Here is a 15,431-nt window from a genome sequence, read left to right as displayed (position 1 = left end):
GGCTCAGCCGAGCCGCACCGAGTTGATGGTGACCGGTGAGGTGGGCAGGCCGGTCAGCCGGTGGCCGGCGACTCCTGCCGCGGCGATCTTGTCGAGGACGGCGAGGCCGGCCTGGTCGACGTTGCCGAGCAGCGTGAAGGTGGGCAATGCCTCGGTGTCCTGGTAGACCATGACGAATTGGCTACCGTTGGTGTTGGGTTCGTTGCTGGCCATGATCACCGATCCGCGCGGGTACACCACGGTCGCCCTGAGCGCGGGATCTCTCGGCGGATATTGGTTGGTGGGATATTCGTCGGCGAACTCGTAACCGGGGCCGCCGTTGCCGTCTTTGTCGGGGCCACCGCACGACAGCATCGCGCCGTCGGAGCCGGTGGACAGCTGCGGGCAGGTGGTGCCGTCGAAGAATTGTTGGTGGACCAGGCTGACGAAGCTGTTCACCGTGCACGGGGACTCGCCGTTGGCGAGCTCGATGCCGATATCGCCGAAGTTGGTGGAGATGGTGGCGGGGATCTGCGCCGGCGTGGTGGATAACCGCCCGGACGGAGGCAGGTTGACGGGCTTGGGCGACGCATCCACCGAGTCGTTGCCCACCGGCTGGTATTGGCAATTGGCACCCAGGTCGGATGGCGGGGCAAACGCCGGCAACGGCGGCGCGGCATTCGGGTTCGGGGCGGCCGGGGTCGACGGTGCTCCCGGTGCGCCGAAGGCGGGCCCCTGTTTGAGCGTCCGGGGATGCGGCACGGTGCTGGAGGTCGCACTATTCGAACCGGAATCGCTGTTCGTCACCAGGGCGACGACCAGAATCGTCACCATGGCCAGGGTGAAGATCGATGCGGCGACGCTGCCGATGATCAGCGCCCTGCTCGAGCGCTGCTGTTGCGGGGGCGGCGCGGGGCTGGATGGGGGCGCCGGGGCGGCCGCGGTCGCCGGGTAGTGCGGCGGCGGCGGGCTAGGCGGCGCGGGGTTGCCGGCACCCGACAGTGCGGCCTTGGCGGCGTTGGCGAACTCGACGGCGGTTTGGTAGCGCCGGTTGAGATCCTTTGCCATGCCGCGGGCGACGACGTCGTCGATGACCGGCGGCACGCCCGGTGCGGTGAACGAGGGTCGTGGCGGCGGGGCGTTCAGATGCGCGTTGAGTTGTTCTTCGAAGGTGTCGCCGGGGTAGGCCAGGTGCCCGGTCAGGCATTCGTAGAGCACGCAGGCCAGGGCGTAGATGTCGGCGCGGTGATCGGTCATGCCCCGGAAGCGTTCCGGGGCCATGTAGGCCATGGTGCCCATGGTGTGGCCGGTGTGGGTCAGCACGGTGTCGGCGGCGGTGCGCGCGAGCCCGAAGTCGATCAGGTAGACGAAGTCGCGGGCGGACACCAGGATGTTGGACGGCTTGATGTCGCGGTGGATCAGCCCCACTTCGTGGGCCGTATCCAGTGCCGCGGCAACCTGTTCGATCACGGCTACCGCGGTCGGGGCTCAGCCGGCCACCGTTTTCGGCGATGTAGGCCAACAGGTCGCGGCCCTCGATCAGGCGCATGTCGACGTAGAGCCGGCCGTCGATCTCGCCGTAGCTGTGGATCGGCACCATGTGCGGGTCGGAAAGGCTCGCCGCGATTCGCGCCTCGCGCCGGAACCGCAGCTGGAATTCGTCGTCGTCGGCCAGGTGTGCGGGCAGCACCTTGAGCGCGACGATGCGGTCCGTGCTGGTGTCGTAGGCGCGGAACACCTGTCCCATGCCGCCGCGGCCCAGCAGTTCGCGCAGCTCGTAATGTCCGAACGACTCCGTCACCACGCACTGGCCTTAAGGTGTCGGCCAGGTTCCGACGAATCCTCGACGACCCGTGTTGCGCTCAGTCGAGCAGGATGGACTTGATGGTGACTTCGCTGACCGGTGCCCCGTCCTGGCCGCCACCGTTGACGTTGACGCCGGCCTTGGCGATCTTGTCGAGCACGGCGAGCCCGTCGGCCTGGATCGTGCCGAAGACGGTGTACTGCGGCGGCAGCTGAGAATCCTTGTAGACCATGAAGAACTGGCTGCCGTTGGTGCCCGGCCCGGCGTTGGCCATCGCCAGGGTGCCGCGCGGGTACAAAACCGGTTCCCGCAGCTTGGGATCGTTCGGCGGGTACTGGTCGGTCGGGTACTCGTTGGCGAACTGGTAGCCCGGCCCGCCGGTGCCGTCGCCCTTGGGATCACCGCATTGCAGCACGCCCAGCGACTCCGAGGTGGTCAGCCGGTGACACTTGGTGTCGTCGAAATACTTCTGCCCGATTAGGCTCGCGAAACTGTTGACCGTGCAAGGCGATTCGTTGTTTGCCAGCATCAGGCCGATGTTGCCCTGGCTGGTCGCCATGCTCGCGCTCACCTGCGCCGGATCGGTGGGCACCTTGCCGGTGCGCGGCGGCTTGACCGGCTTGGCGGCCGGGTCCGTCGACGCCGGGTACTGGCAGTTGGCGCCGACGGTGTCCGACGGCTTGAACGCCGGCAGGGGCGGAACCGGCGGCACCACCCCGGTTTGCGGGGTCGTCGTGCTCGACGCTGCCGGGGAGTTGCTGGTCGTCGGCGCGGCGGTGTCGTGCTGGTGCTTCTTGTTCGTGTTGATCACGGTGATCACCACCGCGGCGACCACTGCGATGGCCACCACCGCACCACCGCCGATCACCAAGAGCCGGCGCCTGCGGGCTTGCTTCGCGCGGCGTTCGAGCTGCCGTTCGAGTTTGCGCTTGGCGTTGGCACGTCGCTGTTCGTTGGTCGGCACGGCCGGTCTGCCTCCATGGTCGTCAAGTGGGGGCCGGGGTAGCAGGCTCAGGCTAATGCGGGCGGCGCGAGCGGTGTCAAGTGACCCCGTGGGAAACTGGGAGGCGTGTTGATCACCGGATTTCCCGCCGGCATGCTGGCTTGCAACTGCTACGTGCTGGCCGAGCACCCCGGAACGGACGCCGTCATCGTGGATCCGGGGCAGCGTGCGATGGCTCCGCTACGGCGCATTCTCGACCAGAATCGGCTGACGCCGGCCGCGGTGCTGCTCACGCACGGGCACATCGACCACATGTGGTCCGCGCAGAAGGTCTCCGACACCTACGGCTGCCCGACCTACATCCACCCCGAAGACCGCTTCATGCTCAAAGACCCGATCCATGGCATGGGGCCGCGGTTGGCGCAGCTGGTGACGGGCGCGTTCTTCCGCGAGCCCAAGCAGGTCGTCGAACTGGACCGCGACGGCGACAAGATCGACCTGGGCAACGTCAGCGTCAACGTCGACCACACACCCGGACACACCCGCGGATCGGTGGTGTTCCGGGTTTCTCAAGCAAGCCCAGCGGACAAAGACGTGGTGTTCACCGGCGACACGCTGTTCGAGCGCTCGGTGGGCCGCACCGACCTGTTCGGCGGCCGCGGCCGCGATCTGCTGACCTCGATCATCGACAAGCTGTTGGTGCTCGACGACGACACGGTGGTGCTGCCCGGCCACGGCAACTCCACCACGATTGGCGCCGAGCGCCGGTTCAATCCGTTCCTCGAAGGGCTGACCGGATGACGGAGTTCAGCGCACCCAAGGGCGTGCCGGATTACGTTCCACCGGACTCGGCGCAGTTCGTCGCCGTGCGCGACGGTCTGCTCGGGGCCGCCCGCCGGGCCGGCTACAGCGACATCGAGCTACCCATTTTCGAGGACACCGGGCTGTTCGCTCGCGGCGTCGGCGAATCCACCGACGTGGTGTCCAAGGAGATGTACACGTTCGCCGACCGCGGTGACCGCTCGGTGACGCTACGGCCGGAGGGCACGGCCGGGGTGGTGCGCGCGGTGATCGAGCACGGCCTGGACCGGGGCGCGCTGCCGGTCAAATTGTGCTATTCCGGACCGTTTTTCCGCTACGAGCGTCCGCAGGCCGGCCGGTATCGCCAGCTGCAGCAGGTGGGCGTGGAGGCGATCGGCGTCGACGACCCGGCGCTGGACGCCGAGGTCATCGCGATTGCCGACGCCGGGTTCCGCTCGCTCGGCCTGGACGGCTTCCGGCTGGAGATCACCTCGCTGGGCGACGACAGTTGCCGGCCGCAGTACCGGGAACTGCTGCAGGAATTCCTGTTTGGGCTCGACCTGGACGCAGAGACCCGCCGGCGCGCCGAGATCAACCCGTTGCGGGTGCTGGACGACAAACGACCCGAGGTCCAGGCCATGACGGCCGACGCCCCGGTGCTGCTCGACCACCTCTCCGATGCGGCCAAGCAACACTTCGACACGGTGCTGGCCCACCTCGACGCGCTGGGCGTGCCCTACGTGATCAACCCGCGCATGGTGCGGGGGCTCGACTACTACACCAAGACCACCTTCGAGTTCGTGCACGACGGATTGGGTGCCCAGTCCGGCATCGGCGGCGGCGGCCGCTACGACGGGCTGATGCGCCAGCTCGGCGGACAAGACCTGTCCGGCATCGGATTTGGGCTCGGCGTGGACCGCACCATGCTGGCGTTGCGGGCCGAGGGCAAGAGGGTGGGGTCGTCGACGCGCTGCGAGGTGTTCGGGGTGCCGCTGAGCGAGGCGGCCAAGTTGCGGCTGGCGGTGCTGGGCTCTCAATTGCGGGCCGCCGGTGTCCGGGTGGACATGGCCTACGGCGATCGCGGGCTCAAGGGCGCGATGCGCGCGGCCGACCGCTCCGGTGCCCGGGTCGCACTGGTGGCCGGTGACCGCGATCTGGACACCGGCACGATCGGCGTCAAGGATCTGGCGACCGGGGAGCAGCTGTCGGTGCCGCTCGATTCGGTCGTCGCCGACGTGCTTTCGCGTTTCGGCCGATAATCGCCGCCGGTTCGGTTGGACGGGCGGAAATTAGCAAGTCCGTCAACAAATGTTCAGCAAACCCGCCCACGACCGGGCGTACTTATTGTACGGTCGTGCAAGATTGCACGCGGGCAGGCGCCGTCGCCTGTCCGCTGGTTGCCGGGTGAGGAGACGTCGGTGGACGGTGCCGAAACGCAGAGCAAGACAACCCCTCCGACCGTGAAGTCGTTCCGCGACTTCTCCAGCGTGGTGGTGGAGTGCGCGCCGCTGGGCGCGTCGCCCGCGCTGGGATAGCTATCGGTACCGCCGGCCTGGCCGAAGTCGGCGCCCAAGCCCGATGAGTTGTCGGCCGCTCCCAAGGGCAAACCGCCCGGGCTCACCTATCAGGACGGCCTGATGGGCCTGATGACCGGTCGCTCTGCCATGACCGCCCATGGTGAAGCATCCTTGGCCGAGGAGGCCTGAGCCCGCGGCATCAAATCACTTGTGCCACACGAGTTTCAGTTGTTGACCTGACTGGCCCGCACTGGGCCGAGGTCATCCATCCACTGGGGCTTAGTCGTCGGCGAGCCGTGGTAGCATTCGAACATGCATTCGGGTGGGGTCGAAGAGATCGAGGAGATCTTCGAACGGCACTATCCGTCCACCACGCGCGATTCCGCGGCCTTGGGGCCTTGGTGGATCGGATCCGCTCATCCGCACGGCTCGAGAATCGGGCGGCGGCCGCCCAACTGGAGGACATCGGCGAGTTGTTCGCCTACCGGCTGTCGCGTTGTTCGGACACCGAAGAATGGGCGATCGACACCATGGACGCGGTGGCCGCCGAGGTCGCTGCGGCATTGCGGATCAGTCAGGGCCAGGCGGCAAGTCGCCTTCGATACGCCCGGGCCATGCGTGAGCGGCTGCCAAAGCTCGCGGCGGTATTCAAGGCCGGCGACATCGACTACCGGATGTTTCAGACCATCGTCTATCGCACCGATCTGCTGACCGACGACGAGATACTGGCCAGCGTCGACGCACGGCTGGCGGTCAACGTGCCGCGCTGGCCGTCGATGACCCACGGTCGTTTTGCCGGGTAGGTTGACCGGATCGTAATGAGGGCCGACGCCGACGCCGTCCGGCGGCGCAAGATACGACAGTCCGCACGCGAGGTATCGATCACGGGCGTCGGGGATGGCATTGCCGAGATTCACGGATCCCTGTTGAGCTCGGACGCGCGTGCGCTCGAAAAGTGCCTGAATGCGTTGTCCGCCACGGTGTGTGAGCATGATCCTCGCGACCGTGAGGAGCGCCGGGCCGACGCGCTCGGGGCGCTGGCCGCATCGGTCTCCCGGCTCGGCTGCCGGTGCGGCCGGCCCGACTGCGCGGCGGGTAAGCGTCCCGCTGCATCGCCCGTGGTCATCCATGTGCTCGCCGAGCGGGCCACCGTCGACGGTACCGGCTCCGCGCCGGCGTCCCTGCTGGGTTCGGATGGCCTGATCACCCCGGAACTCGTTGCGGAGCTTGCCAAGTCGGCCAGGCTGGTACCGCTCGTCCATCCCGCGGACGCTCCGCCCGAGCCCGGATACGTGCCGTCGCGGGCGCTGCAGGACTTTGTGCGATGGCGCGACTTAACCTGCCGCTGGCCGGGTTGTGATCGGCCGGCGGTCGAGTGCGACCTTGATCATACGATCCCGTACGCCGACGGCGGCCCGACGCATGCGTCAAACATCAAGTGCTACTGCCGCACTCATCATCTGGTCAAGACGTTCTGGGGTTGGCGCGACCAGCAGTTGCCCGACGGGACAGTGATCTTGACATCGCCGGCCGGGCAAACATATGTCACCACCCCGGGTAGCGCGCTGCTCTTCCCGAGCCTGTGTCGGGCGACGGGCGGGATGCCGGCACCCGAGGCCGACGCGCCGCGCGACTACTGCGGCGACCGGACCGCGATGATGCCCCGACGCTCGCGTACCCGCGCGCAAAACCGTGCCGCGCGCGTCGCCGCGGAACGACGACAAAATCGCGACGCGCGTCGGGCGCCACCCCAGGCCGTCGGTCAGCCACCGCCGGAGACCGTGGCGCAACCGCCGCCGTTCTGACGGCCCGTCAACACCGCAGCGGTCGTCTCGTATTCGGCCAAGCCGGACAGTGCCCGTGGCAACGGTTCTCGGTGCAGCACCCCGAGGCGCTGGGTGGCGCGGGTGAGTGCGACGTAGAGTTCGGCCGCGCCGCGGGGGCCGTCGGCGAGGATCCGCTGCGGATCGACGACCAGCACGGCGTCGAATTCCAGGCCCTTGGTCTGTGAGGCCGGCACCGTGCCGGGCACGCCGGGCGGTCCGATCACGATGCTGGTACCTTCGCGACCGGCTTCGCTATCCACGAATTCTTCGATCGCACCGGCTAATTCGTCGTCGCTGACCTTCCTGGACCAAGGGCGAACCCCGCAGGCGCGCACCGACTCCGGGGGCTGAACGCCGGGCGCGAACTCTTCGAGCAGCGCGGCGGCCACCGCCATGATCTCCGCCGGCGTGCGGTAGTTGACGGTCAGCGCCCGATACTCCCATCGGCCCGCAACGTATGGCTGCAACATCGCCTGCCATGACGTCGCTCCGGTCGGCGACCGGCGCTGAGCGAGGTCGCCGACCACGGTGAAGGACCGGCCGGGGCAGCGTCGCATCAGCACCCGCCAGTCCATCTCGGACAGTTCCTGGGCCTCGTCGACGACGACGTGCCGGTAGGTCCAATCCCGGTCGGCCGCAGCACGTTCGGCGAGTTCTCGCGTGTCACGTTCGACGAACCGATCGGCCAGGGCCTCGGCATGGATCACGTCGCGGGCGATCAGATGGTCCTCGTCGTCCATCAGATCCTCGCGCGCGACCATCAGGTCCAGCACGCCCGCGGCGTACTCGGCTCGTATTTGCGCTCGCGCTCGGCGCCGGCCGCCGCGGCCTCGGCGGCCTTGTCGCGGCCGAGCAGATCGACCAGCTCGTCGAGCAGCGGCACGTCCGACACCGTCCAGGGATCGCCCTGGACACGCAGCAGCGACTGGGGCGCACCCACGGCATGCAGCCGCTCGGGGGACAGGTACAGCGACGTCAGCAGCTCCTGCGGCGTCAGGATCGGCCAGAGCCGGTCGAGTGCGGCGGTGAACTGGTCGTTGTCCGCAAGTGCGGCCAGCAGGTCAGAGCGCAGTTGCTCCCATGCCGTGCGGTCCTCTCGAGTCAGCCAGCCGCGGCCGATCCGGGCGATCGCGCTCGGTCAGCGCCCAGCTGAGGATGTCGACGAACACCGCGCGGGCCTGGTTGTGCGGCTGTCCGCTGCCGCGTGCCTCGTCCCGGGCCCAGCCGGCGATCTCGGCGTCGATGCGCATCGTGACGTCGGCCAGCTCGATCTCCAGCGGGCGCTCGGGCAGCCGTTGCCGATCCGCGATCGCGGCGGCGAGCACGTCGAGGATTTTCAGCGACCCCTTGAACGCCGCACATTCCGGCGTGTCCTCGGCGGTGATCTGCATGCCGGGGACCAGATCGCCCGGCGTCATGAAGACCACACTCGACTCGCCTAGCGACGGCAGCACGCGATCGACGTGGCGCAGGAACGCCGAATTGGGGCCCACCACAAGGACGCCGTGACGCTCGAATCGCTCGCGCTGGGTGTACAGCAAGTACGCGACGCGGTGCAGCGCCACCACCGTCTTGCCGGTCCCGGGCCCGCCCTCGATCACCAGCACGACCGGGTGATCGAGCCGGATGATCTCGTCCTGCTGGGCCTGAATGGTCGCCACGGTGTCGCGCATGCCCTCGCCCCGCGGCGCGTTGACCGCCGGCAGCAGCGCCGCGTCACCTTGCGCGCCGGCACCGGGCCGGCCGAACACCTCGTCGGTGAAGTCGACCACGCGCCGCCCGCGACCACGCGCCGCCCGCTGGTGTGGAACTGGCGGCACCGGCGCATGTGTTCGGGGCTGGCGGCGGTGGCGACATAGAACGCGCGAGCCGCCGGTGCCCGCCAGTCGAGCAGCAGCGGCCGGTACTCGTCGTCGGCGTCGAACAACCCGATCCGGCCGATATAGGAGCGTTCGCCAAAGAGGGCGTCCAGGCGCCCGAAACACAACCCGTGGTCGGCGACGTCCAGCCGCTTGACCTCCCTGGCCACCGCGCGCACCTGGGCATCCCGATCCGAAAGGCTCTCGCCGCCGTCCCGCAATGCCGCGCGGTATCGCTCCTTCGCTCGGGCACGTTCGGCGTCGAGCCGCGCGTACAGCCCGGTCACGTAGCTCTGTTCGGACCGCAGTTCGCCGTCATATTCAGGATTCGACAAGTGCCCCTCCGCCACTCGGCCAAGTGTAGGGCGCCCGCTTGACATTGCATCGAACAGTTATTCGAATGATGGCATGCGGTGGGCGAGCCAGGCCGTCGCCGTCAACGGGGAACCGGTCGACGACGGCGCATTACCGGGTCTGCAGCGGATCGGGCTGGTCCGCAGCGTGCGCGCACCGCAGTTCGACGGAATCACCTTTCACGAGGTGCTGTGCAAGACGGCGCTCAACAAGATTCCGGACGCGGCCGCATTGCCGTTTCGCTACACCGTCAACGGCTACCGCGGCTGCTCGCACGCCTGCCGCTACTGTTTCGCCCGGCCCACCCACGAATATCTGGACTTCGACTGCGGCACCGACTTCGACACCCAGGTGGTGGTCAAGACCAACGTCGCGGAGGTGCTGCGCCGCGAGCTGCGCCGACCGTCGTGGCGACGCGAAACCGTCGCGCTGGGCACTAACACCGATCCCTACCAGCGCGCCGAGGGCCGGTATGCGCTGATGCCGGGCATCATCGGCGCACTCGCCGAGTCGGGCACCCCGCTGTCCATCCTGACCAAGGGCACCCTGCTGCGACGCGACCTGCCGCTGATCACCGTTGCGGCCCAACAGGTTCCGGTGTCGGTGGCGGTGTCGCTGGCGGTCGGCGACCCGGAGCTGCACCGAGACGTCGAGCCGGGCACGCCGACGCCGCAGGCGCGCCTGGGTCTGATCGCCGCGGTCCGCGACGCCGGCCTGGACTGCCATGTGATGGTGGCGCCGGTGCTGCCACACCTCACCGATTCGGAGCAGCACCTCGACGGGCTGCTCGGTCAGATCGCGGCCGCGGGAGCCACCAGCGTGACCGTCTTCGGTCTGCATCTGCGCCGCTCGACCCGCGGCTGGTTCATGTCCTGGCTGGCTCGCTCGCATCCCGAACTTGTCGGCCGTTATCGCGAGTTGTACCGGCGCGGAGCGTATTTGCCGCCCGACTACCGGGAGATGCTGCGGATGCGGACGGCTCCGCTGATCGCCAAACACCGGCTGAGCGGTGACCAGCGGTTGTTCGCGCAGGCGCCGAAAGCCCCGCCGGAACCCGCCCAGCCCACGCTGTTCTAAGCGGGCTTGTCCCCCCGGGGCTTCGTCAGGGTGAACTGTTCCACGACCGCGACGGCGCCGAGCGGCCCGCGCAGCGCGTAGTGCGTGGCCTTGATCGAGGTGTTGCCGCCCGGCCGGCCCGGATCGACGTCGAAAGATACGAAACCGTAAGGGTTTTCGTGGTCGCGAAATGCCGACCATGGGGCGTCCTCGAGGACGTAGAGCGGCCTCTTGCGCCCGATCGCGGGATCGAACGCACCCACGCCGGTGATCACCCGGCACCGCGGCTGGGGGAACAGCATCGCGTTGGACGGCGCCGAGGTTCCGCCACCGCCGGCGACGACGTGCACCGTTCCGCGAGTCGCGTCGATCACGTCGTGGGAAGTGTCGACGGGAATCGGCGTGCGAGTATCGGTGTCCAGGGTGCCGCGCAACGGATGCGAGCGTTCGTAGTGGTGCTCGTGACCGCACAGCACCAGGTCGACCTGGGAGTGGTCGAACAGGGGCAGCCACTGCTCGCGGATACCCAGGTCGGCGCCGTTGGCCCGCTCGGCGGTGGAGATGGCGGTCTGATGCATGCACACCACCAGCCAGTCGATATCGGGGTCGCGCCGAGCGGCCGCGAGTTCTGCGGTAAGCCAACGCTTTTGCTCGCCACCGGAATAGTTGTGGATGTAAAAATGGCCGCCGTCCTGCAACGCGACGTCGTCGTTGTTCAGGCTGAGCACGCGCACCGACCCGGCCGTGAACGAGTACCACAGCCCCCTCAGTTCGGGGCTTGCTCCGGAGTCGGGCACCGCGAAGTAGGTCTGATACGCGCCGTAGCCGACCGGCCCGTTGCCCAACTCGTTCTCGTGGTTGCCCGCGGCCGGCATCCACGGCCGATAGCGCGCCGAACGGGTATTGTTCTCGAACCAGTTCGACCAGGTCCGGACCCGGTCTTGGGCGAGGTTGGCGTAGCACAGGTCGCCGTTGACCAGGTTGAACAACGGGCCCAGCCGTTCGATCGCCAGCGTGGTGTCGGCGGCGGCGGGCGATCCGATGTTGTCGGTGCCGTACGTGCCGTCGGGCAGCTGGTCCAGCGCCGGGGTGGACTGATCACCGAAGCTGGTGAAGCGCAAGGGCTTTCGGCCCACCGGCGCGGTCCGCACGGTGCCATGCTCGGGTTCGGCGCCGTCATGCACGGCGGCGTACACGTAGTCGGTGTCCGGCGTCAGATTGGTCAGTCGAGCATGGTTGACGCGAACTTCGTTGTTGGACTTGCCATCTAGATAGGTCAGAGTTTCGGCCGCGACGGTCTGGCCAAAGCCGGACCCCGGCGTGCCGAGCATGACCCGCGGATTGCGCACGGCCTCGGTGCTGTGCCAGGACACCACCACCTCTGTGCCGGCGTTGCGGCCGAATTGCAGGTGTAGCCCGAACACGGGCGGTGCGCCGTTGCGCTCCGGCTGCCGCAACAGGGCCGGCCCGTGCGAGTTGGACCACAACAGCGTGGCGGCACCCACCCCGACGCCGGCGCCGACACCCATCCCGACGACCGCCGAGGTGGCGCTGGTGGTCAACAACTTGCGGCGGGTGATGCCCGGTGCGCCGTCCGGAACAACCGGTTCGGCGTCGTCGGTCATGGATGTTTCATACCCGAGCCGGGCGACCGTTGGCATATCAAGCGGTGAACGCCGGAGCCGTCGGTAACAAATCCGGTAGCGTTTTCGATATGACGAACGTGATGACGAACCTGCAAAAGGGGACCATCGCGGTCGCGTCGGCGTCGTTTGCACTGGTCGGGGGAGCGATTCTTGGCCCGGCGACCGCGCATGCGGATGGCCACCAGGTGACCTACACCGTGACGAGCCCCAACAATCTGACCGCCACCGTCAACTATGTGAGTTCCGATCCGCCCAGCCAGGCCGCCTACAGCGCGGACCCGTCGAAGTTCATGAGCAGCGTGCAGGCCCCACTCAGCGGGGGAGCGCCGGTGACCTACACCGCCACCTTGGCGAACCCGAACCAGTACGCGAGCATCAGCGCCAGCGGCATGCTGCACTGGCCGGATTCCGGCAACGGCCCGGCGCAGTTTCACTGCGAGATCGCGGTGGACGGCCAGGTCGTCGCCCACGCGGACGCCACCACCACCGTCACCTGCAAACCCGGTTAATCACCGCGGCTCGGTGTGCGCGATGACGACGACCTCGGTCTCCTGCGCGCCCACCGCGCGGAGTTTGTGGCTGACCGACGCGTCGAAGTAGGCGCTGTCGCCGGTGCCCAGCTCGATGGTCTGGTCGCCGTAGTCGAGTTCGACGCGCCCGGCGTGCACGAAGACGAACTCCTGGCCGGTGTGCTCGACGTGTGAGTTGTCGGCCGCGTGTGCGGTCGGCCGAACGACGAACGGCGACATGGACTTTCCGAGCAGCGCCGACGCCAGCACCCGGTAGCGCTCGCCGTCGGGCCCGGCGGCGCGGTCGACGGTGATCTTCTCCTGCGCCGCCTCGTCGGAGAACAGTCGCCCGACATTGACCCGCAGTGCCCGGGCGACCTTCAAGGCCACCGCGATGGACGGCGTGCTGTGCCCGCGCTCGATCTTGGACAGATAGCTCTTGGTCAGCCCGGTCTGGGCGGCGAGCTGCTCGAGGGTCAGGCCGCGTTGCCTGCGGACCGCACGCAGCAGGGCAGTCACGGCGGTGCCTCCGTTCGCTAGACCAATGACACAAAGTTTCCTAAATGCTAGCTTAGTGTCATGGCAACCACGTTCAGCGATTCGAAATCCGACCTGATGCGTCGCGCCGAGCAGCAGTTGGCCGCCAACATCGCCGATTCGGCGTTGACCACCCGCCAGAAGCTCGCGCTGACCTGCCGGGCGCTGTTCGACGCCGGGCACGATTCCGGGTTGGCCGGACAGATCACCGCCCGGGCCGAAGACGAGGGCACCTACTACACCCAACGGCTGGGCCTCGGGTTCGACGAGGTCACCGAGGACAACCTGCTGCTGGTCGACGAGGACCTCAACGTGCTCGACGGAGACGGAATGGCCAATCCCGCCAACCGTTTTCACAGCTGGATCTATCGCGCGCGACCCGACGTGCAATGCATTGTGTACACCCACGCGTTCCACGTGGCGGCGTTGTCGATGCTGGAGGTCCCGCTGGTGGTCTCCCACATGGACACCACGCCGCTCTACGGCGACTGCGCGTTCCTCGCCGAGTGGCCGGGCGTACCGGTCGGTAACGAGCAGGGCGAAATCATCAGCGCCGCGCTCGGTGACAAGAAGGCGGTGCTGCTGGCCCATCACGGGCAGGTGATCGCCGGCGCCAGCATCGAGGAAGCCTGCTCGCTGGGCGTCCTGATCGAGCGCGCGGCCAAACTGCAGCTGGCGGCGATGGCCGCGGGCCGGATCAAGCCGCTGCCCGAGGCGCTGGCGCGCGAGGCTCACGACTGGACGCTGACACCCAAGCGCAGCCAGGCCAACTTCGCTTACTACGCGCGCCGTGCCCTGGCGCGTCACCCCGACGCCCTGACGAGTTGAGGAGATCTCAGTGTCCGAACCCAAGATCCACGGCATCATCGCCTACCCGGTGACGCCCTTCGGCGACGGCATCGACACGGCCCGGCTGGCCGCGCTGGTCGAGCGCCTGGTGTCGGCCGGGGTGCACGCGATCGCGCCGGTGGGCAGCACCGGTGAGTTGGCCTATCTCGACGAGCCCGAGTTCGACGCTGTCGTCGACACCACGATCGCCACCGTCGCCGGCCGGGTGCCCGTTGTCGCCGGCGTGTCAGATGTGACCACTGCCAAAACCATTCGGCGGGCGACGTACGCGCAACAGGCCGGCGCCGACGCGGTGATGATCCTGCCGGTGTCCTACTGGAAGCTCACCGAACGCGAGATCATTCAGCACTACCGCAGCATCGGCGACGCCATCGACATCCCGATCATGGCCTACAACAACCCGGCCACCAGCGGCGTGGACATGAGCCCCGAGTTGCTGGTCAAGATGTTCGAGACGATCGACAACGTGAAGATGGTCAAGGAGTCCACCGGCGACCTGACGCGGATGCGGCGCATCACCGAACTGTCCGGCGGCCGGCTACCGTTCTACAACGGCAGCAATCCGCTGGTGCTCGACGCGTTGAAAGCCGGCGCCTCCGGGTGGTGCACGGCCGCACCGAATCTGCGACCGCAGCCGTGCATCGATTTGTACGACGCGGTGCGCGCGGGCGACCTGGAGAAGGCGCAGCTGCTTTACGACGACCTCAAGCCGCTGTTGGAGTTCATCGTGGCGGGGGGCCTGGCCACCACGGTGAAGGCCGGGCTGGACCTGATTGGTTTCCCGGTCGGCGACCCGCGGGCGCCGCTGCTGCCGCTGGACGAGCAGGGGCGCGCTCAACTCAAGGCGTTGGTCTCCTAGCCCAGGTTGGTGGCCGAGAGGGTGTCGCACTGGTGCGGGTCACCGGTCTGATAGCCGACGGTGAACCACTTTTGGCGTTGCGCCGCCGATCCGTGCGTCCACGACTCGGGGTTGACGCGCCCGGTCGACTCCTTCTGGATCCGGTCGTCGCCGACCGATGCGGCGGCCGAGAGCGCATCCTGAATATCCTTGTCACTCAACGGCTCCAGGTATGGCACGCCGGTGCTTTCCTGTTTGACCGTCGACGCGTAGTGCGCCCAGATGCCGGCATAGCAGTCGGCCTGCAGCTCGGTGCGCACGCCGTTGCCACCGGCGCCCTGCGCGCTCTGCTGGGCGCGGCCCAGATTGCCCTGCAATTGCTGGACGTGGTGGCCGTATTCGTGGGCGACCACGTACTCCTGCGCGAAAGGCCCACCGCTGGAACCGAATTTGTCGACCAGTTCCTTGAAGAAGTCGGTGTCGAAATACGCGGTCTGGTCCACCGGGCAGTAGAACGGGCCCACCGCGGTGGTCGCGGGCCCACAGCCGGTGTTGACCGAACCGGTGAACAGCCGCACATGCGGGCGGGTATAGTTCGGCATCAGCTGATGCCAGACCGCGTCCACCGAGTTGCCGGTGGCGACCACGCGGCACTGCACGTATTTGTTGGCGTCGGCCCCGGTCTTGCACTGGCTCAGGTCGAATCCGGGTGCGGAGTAGCCGCCGGCGTTCACGCCCTGCGGGGGCATCACCTTGCCCGGGCCGATGCCGAAGAACAAGGCAGCTACCAGGATCAGCAGCCCGACGCCGCCGCCCCCGAGGGCCATCCCCATTCCGCCGCCACCGGATGACTCCGCGGTGCTGGTGTCGATCTGCATACCCTCGTTGAAGGTCATGATTTAGCTTTGCACAC

11 protein-coding genes and 3 pseudogenes are annotated in these 15,431 nt (G+C 67.9%); 7 read left to right on the top strand and 7 right to left on the bottom strand.

Annotation, left to right across the window (positions count from 1 at the left end; genetic code table 11):
- Positions 1-3 precede the first annotated feature (3 nt).
- The 3 genes and pseudogenes from T428_RS34185 to T428_RS0107225 all read right to left on the bottom strand — a co-directional run bounded on the left by T428_RS34185 (position 4) and on the right by T428_RS0107225 (position 2,747).
- The gene (locus tag T428_RS34185) at positions 4-1,449 is read right to left on the bottom strand and encodes a protein kinase domain-containing protein (protein WP_425411989.1); all 1,446 of its coding nucleotides are present in this window, start codon (positions 1,447-1,449) and stop codon (positions 4-6) included.
- Between the two features lie 73 nt (positions 1,450-1,522).
- Positions 1,523-1,726 (bottom strand): annotated as a pseudogene (locus tag T428_RS36005) (protein kinase domain-containing protein); the annotation flags it as partial.
- A gap of 115 nt (positions 1,727-1,841) precedes the next feature.
- Positions 1,842-2,747, bottom strand: coding sequence for a peptidylprolyl isomerase (locus T428_RS0107225; protein ID WP_025735950.1), 906 nt, complete (start codon positions 2,745-2,747; stop codon positions 1,842-1,844).
- Between the two features lie 105 nt (positions 2,748-2,852).
- Here T428_RS0107225 and T428_RS0107220 point away from each other — a divergent pair, with 105 nt between their 5' ends.
- The 3 genes and pseudogenes from T428_RS0107220 (at position 2,853) to T428_RS26300 (ending at position 6,849) form a co-directional block, all read left to right on the top strand.
- Positions 2,853-3,527 (top strand): MBL fold metallo-hydrolase, encoded by a 675-nt coding sequence (locus T428_RS0107220; RefSeq protein WP_025735949.1) that lies wholly within the window; start codon positions 2,853-2,855, stop codon positions 3,525-3,527.
- Positions 3,524-4,786, top strand: coding sequence for a histidine--tRNA ligase (gene hisS / locus T428_RS0107215; protein WP_025735948.1), 1,263 nt, complete (start codon positions 3,524-3,526; stop codon positions 4,784-4,786). The genes T428_RS0107220 and hisS overlap by 4 nt, the downstream gene beginning before the upstream one ends.
- Before the next feature lie 570 nt (positions 4,787-5,356).
- Positions 5,357-6,849, top strand: a pseudogene (locus T428_RS26300) (HNH endonuclease signature motif containing protein).
- Here T428_RS26300 and helR read toward each other — a convergent pair.
- Positions 6,807-9,109: pseudogene (helR, locus tag T428_RS26295) on the bottom strand (RNA polymerase recycling motor ATPase HelR). The pseudogenes T428_RS26300 and helR sit on opposite strands and share 43 nt — an antisense overlap.
- A gap of 28 nt (positions 9,110-9,137) precedes the next feature.
- On the opposite strand from helR, the gene T428_RS0107190 reads away from it, so the two are divergent.
- The gene (locus tag T428_RS0107190; RefSeq protein WP_025735947.1) at positions 9,138-10,160 is read left to right on the top strand and encodes an Rv2578c family radical SAM protein; all 1,023 of its coding nucleotides are present in this window, start codon (positions 9,138-9,140) and stop codon (positions 10,158-10,160) included.
- Here T428_RS0107190 and T428_RS0107185 read toward each other — a convergent pair.
- The gene (locus T428_RS0107185) at positions 10,157-11,764 is read right to left on the bottom strand and encodes a purple acid phosphatase family protein (protein WP_025735946.1); all 1,608 of its coding nucleotides are present in this window, start codon (positions 11,762-11,764) and stop codon (positions 10,157-10,159) included. The genes T428_RS0107190 and T428_RS0107185 overlap by 4 nt on opposite strands.
- 101 nt (positions 11,765-11,865) lie before the next feature.
- Here T428_RS0107185 and T428_RS0107180 point away from each other — a divergent pair, with 101 nt between their 5' ends.
- Positions 11,866-12,294: a hypothetical protein gene (locus tag T428_RS0107180; RefSeq protein WP_036467473.1), complete on the top strand. Its 429-nt coding sequence runs from the start codon at positions 11,866-11,868 to the stop codon at positions 12,292-12,294.
- Here the strand turns inward: T428_RS0107180 and T428_RS0107175 are convergent, their stop codons facing one another.
- A complete protein-coding gene (locus T428_RS0107175; RefSeq protein WP_025735944.1) occupies positions 12,295-12,813 on the bottom strand; it encodes a helix-turn-helix domain-containing protein in 519 nt (172 codons plus the stop codon). It abuts the gene before it with no gap.
- Positions 12,814-12,873: 60 nt separating this feature from the next.
- Between T428_RS0107175 and T428_RS0107170 the strand changes: the two genes are divergently transcribed.
- Both T428_RS0107170 and T428_RS0107165 read left to right on the top strand, forming a co-directional pair.
- Positions 12,874-13,659 (top strand): aldolase, encoded by a 786-nt coding sequence (locus T428_RS0107170; protein WP_025735943.1) that lies wholly within the window; start codon positions 12,874-12,876, stop codon positions 13,657-13,659.
- 10 nt (positions 13,660-13,669) lie between these two features.
- Positions 13,670-14,539 (top strand): dihydrodipicolinate synthase family protein, encoded by an 870-nt coding sequence (locus T428_RS0107165; RefSeq protein ID WP_025735942.1) that lies wholly within the window; start codon positions 13,670-13,672, stop codon positions 14,537-14,539.
- On the opposite strand, the gene ypfJ is transcribed toward T428_RS0107165, so the two are convergent.
- Positions 14,536-15,414, bottom strand: a complete 879-nt coding sequence (gene ypfJ / locus T428_RS0107160) for a KPN_02809 family neutral zinc metallopeptidase (RefSeq protein WP_025735941.1) — start codon at positions 15,412-15,414, stop codon at positions 14,536-14,538. The two genes, T428_RS0107165 and ypfJ, sit on opposite strands and share 4 nt — an antisense overlap.
- Between the last annotated feature and the right edge of the window lie 17 nt (positions 15,415-15,431).

Origin of the sequence: Mycobacterium genavense ATCC 51234 (assembly GCF_000526915.1) — a bacterium.
GTDB classification, from domain to species: domain Bacteria; phylum Actinomycetota; class Actinomycetes; order Mycobacteriales; family Mycobacteriaceae; genus Mycobacterium; species Mycobacterium genavense.
Note: the sequence above shows the minus strand (reverse complement) of the source record. Positions and strands in the feature narration are given on the sequence as shown.

What these genes read in the sequence shown, in the direction of transcription:
- hisS (WP_025735948.1), top strand. Translation starts at nt 3,524, where the DNA reads ATGACGGAGTTCAGCGCACCCAAGGGCGTGCCGGATTACGTTCCACCG.
- T428_RS0107180 (WP_036467473.1), top strand. Translation starts at nt 11,866, where the DNA reads ATGACGAACCTGCAAAAGGGGACCATCGCGGTCGCGTCGGCGTCGTTT.
- T428_RS0107185 (WP_025735946.1), bottom strand. Translation starts at nt 11,764, where the DNA reads ATGACCGACGACGCCGAACCGGTTGTTCCGGACGGCGCACCGGGCATC.
- T428_RS0107170 (WP_025735943.1), top strand. Translation starts at nt 12,874, where the DNA reads ATGGCAACCACGTTCAGCGATTCGAAATCCGACCTGATGCGTCGCGCC.
- T428_RS0107190 (WP_025735947.1), top strand. Translation starts at nt 9,138, where the DNA reads ATGCGGTGGGCGAGCCAGGCCGTCGCCGTCAACGGGGAACCGGTCGAC.
- ypfJ (WP_025735941.1), bottom strand. Translation starts at nt 15,414, where the DNA reads ATGACCTTCAACGAGGGTATGCAGATCGACACCAGCACCGCGGAGTCA.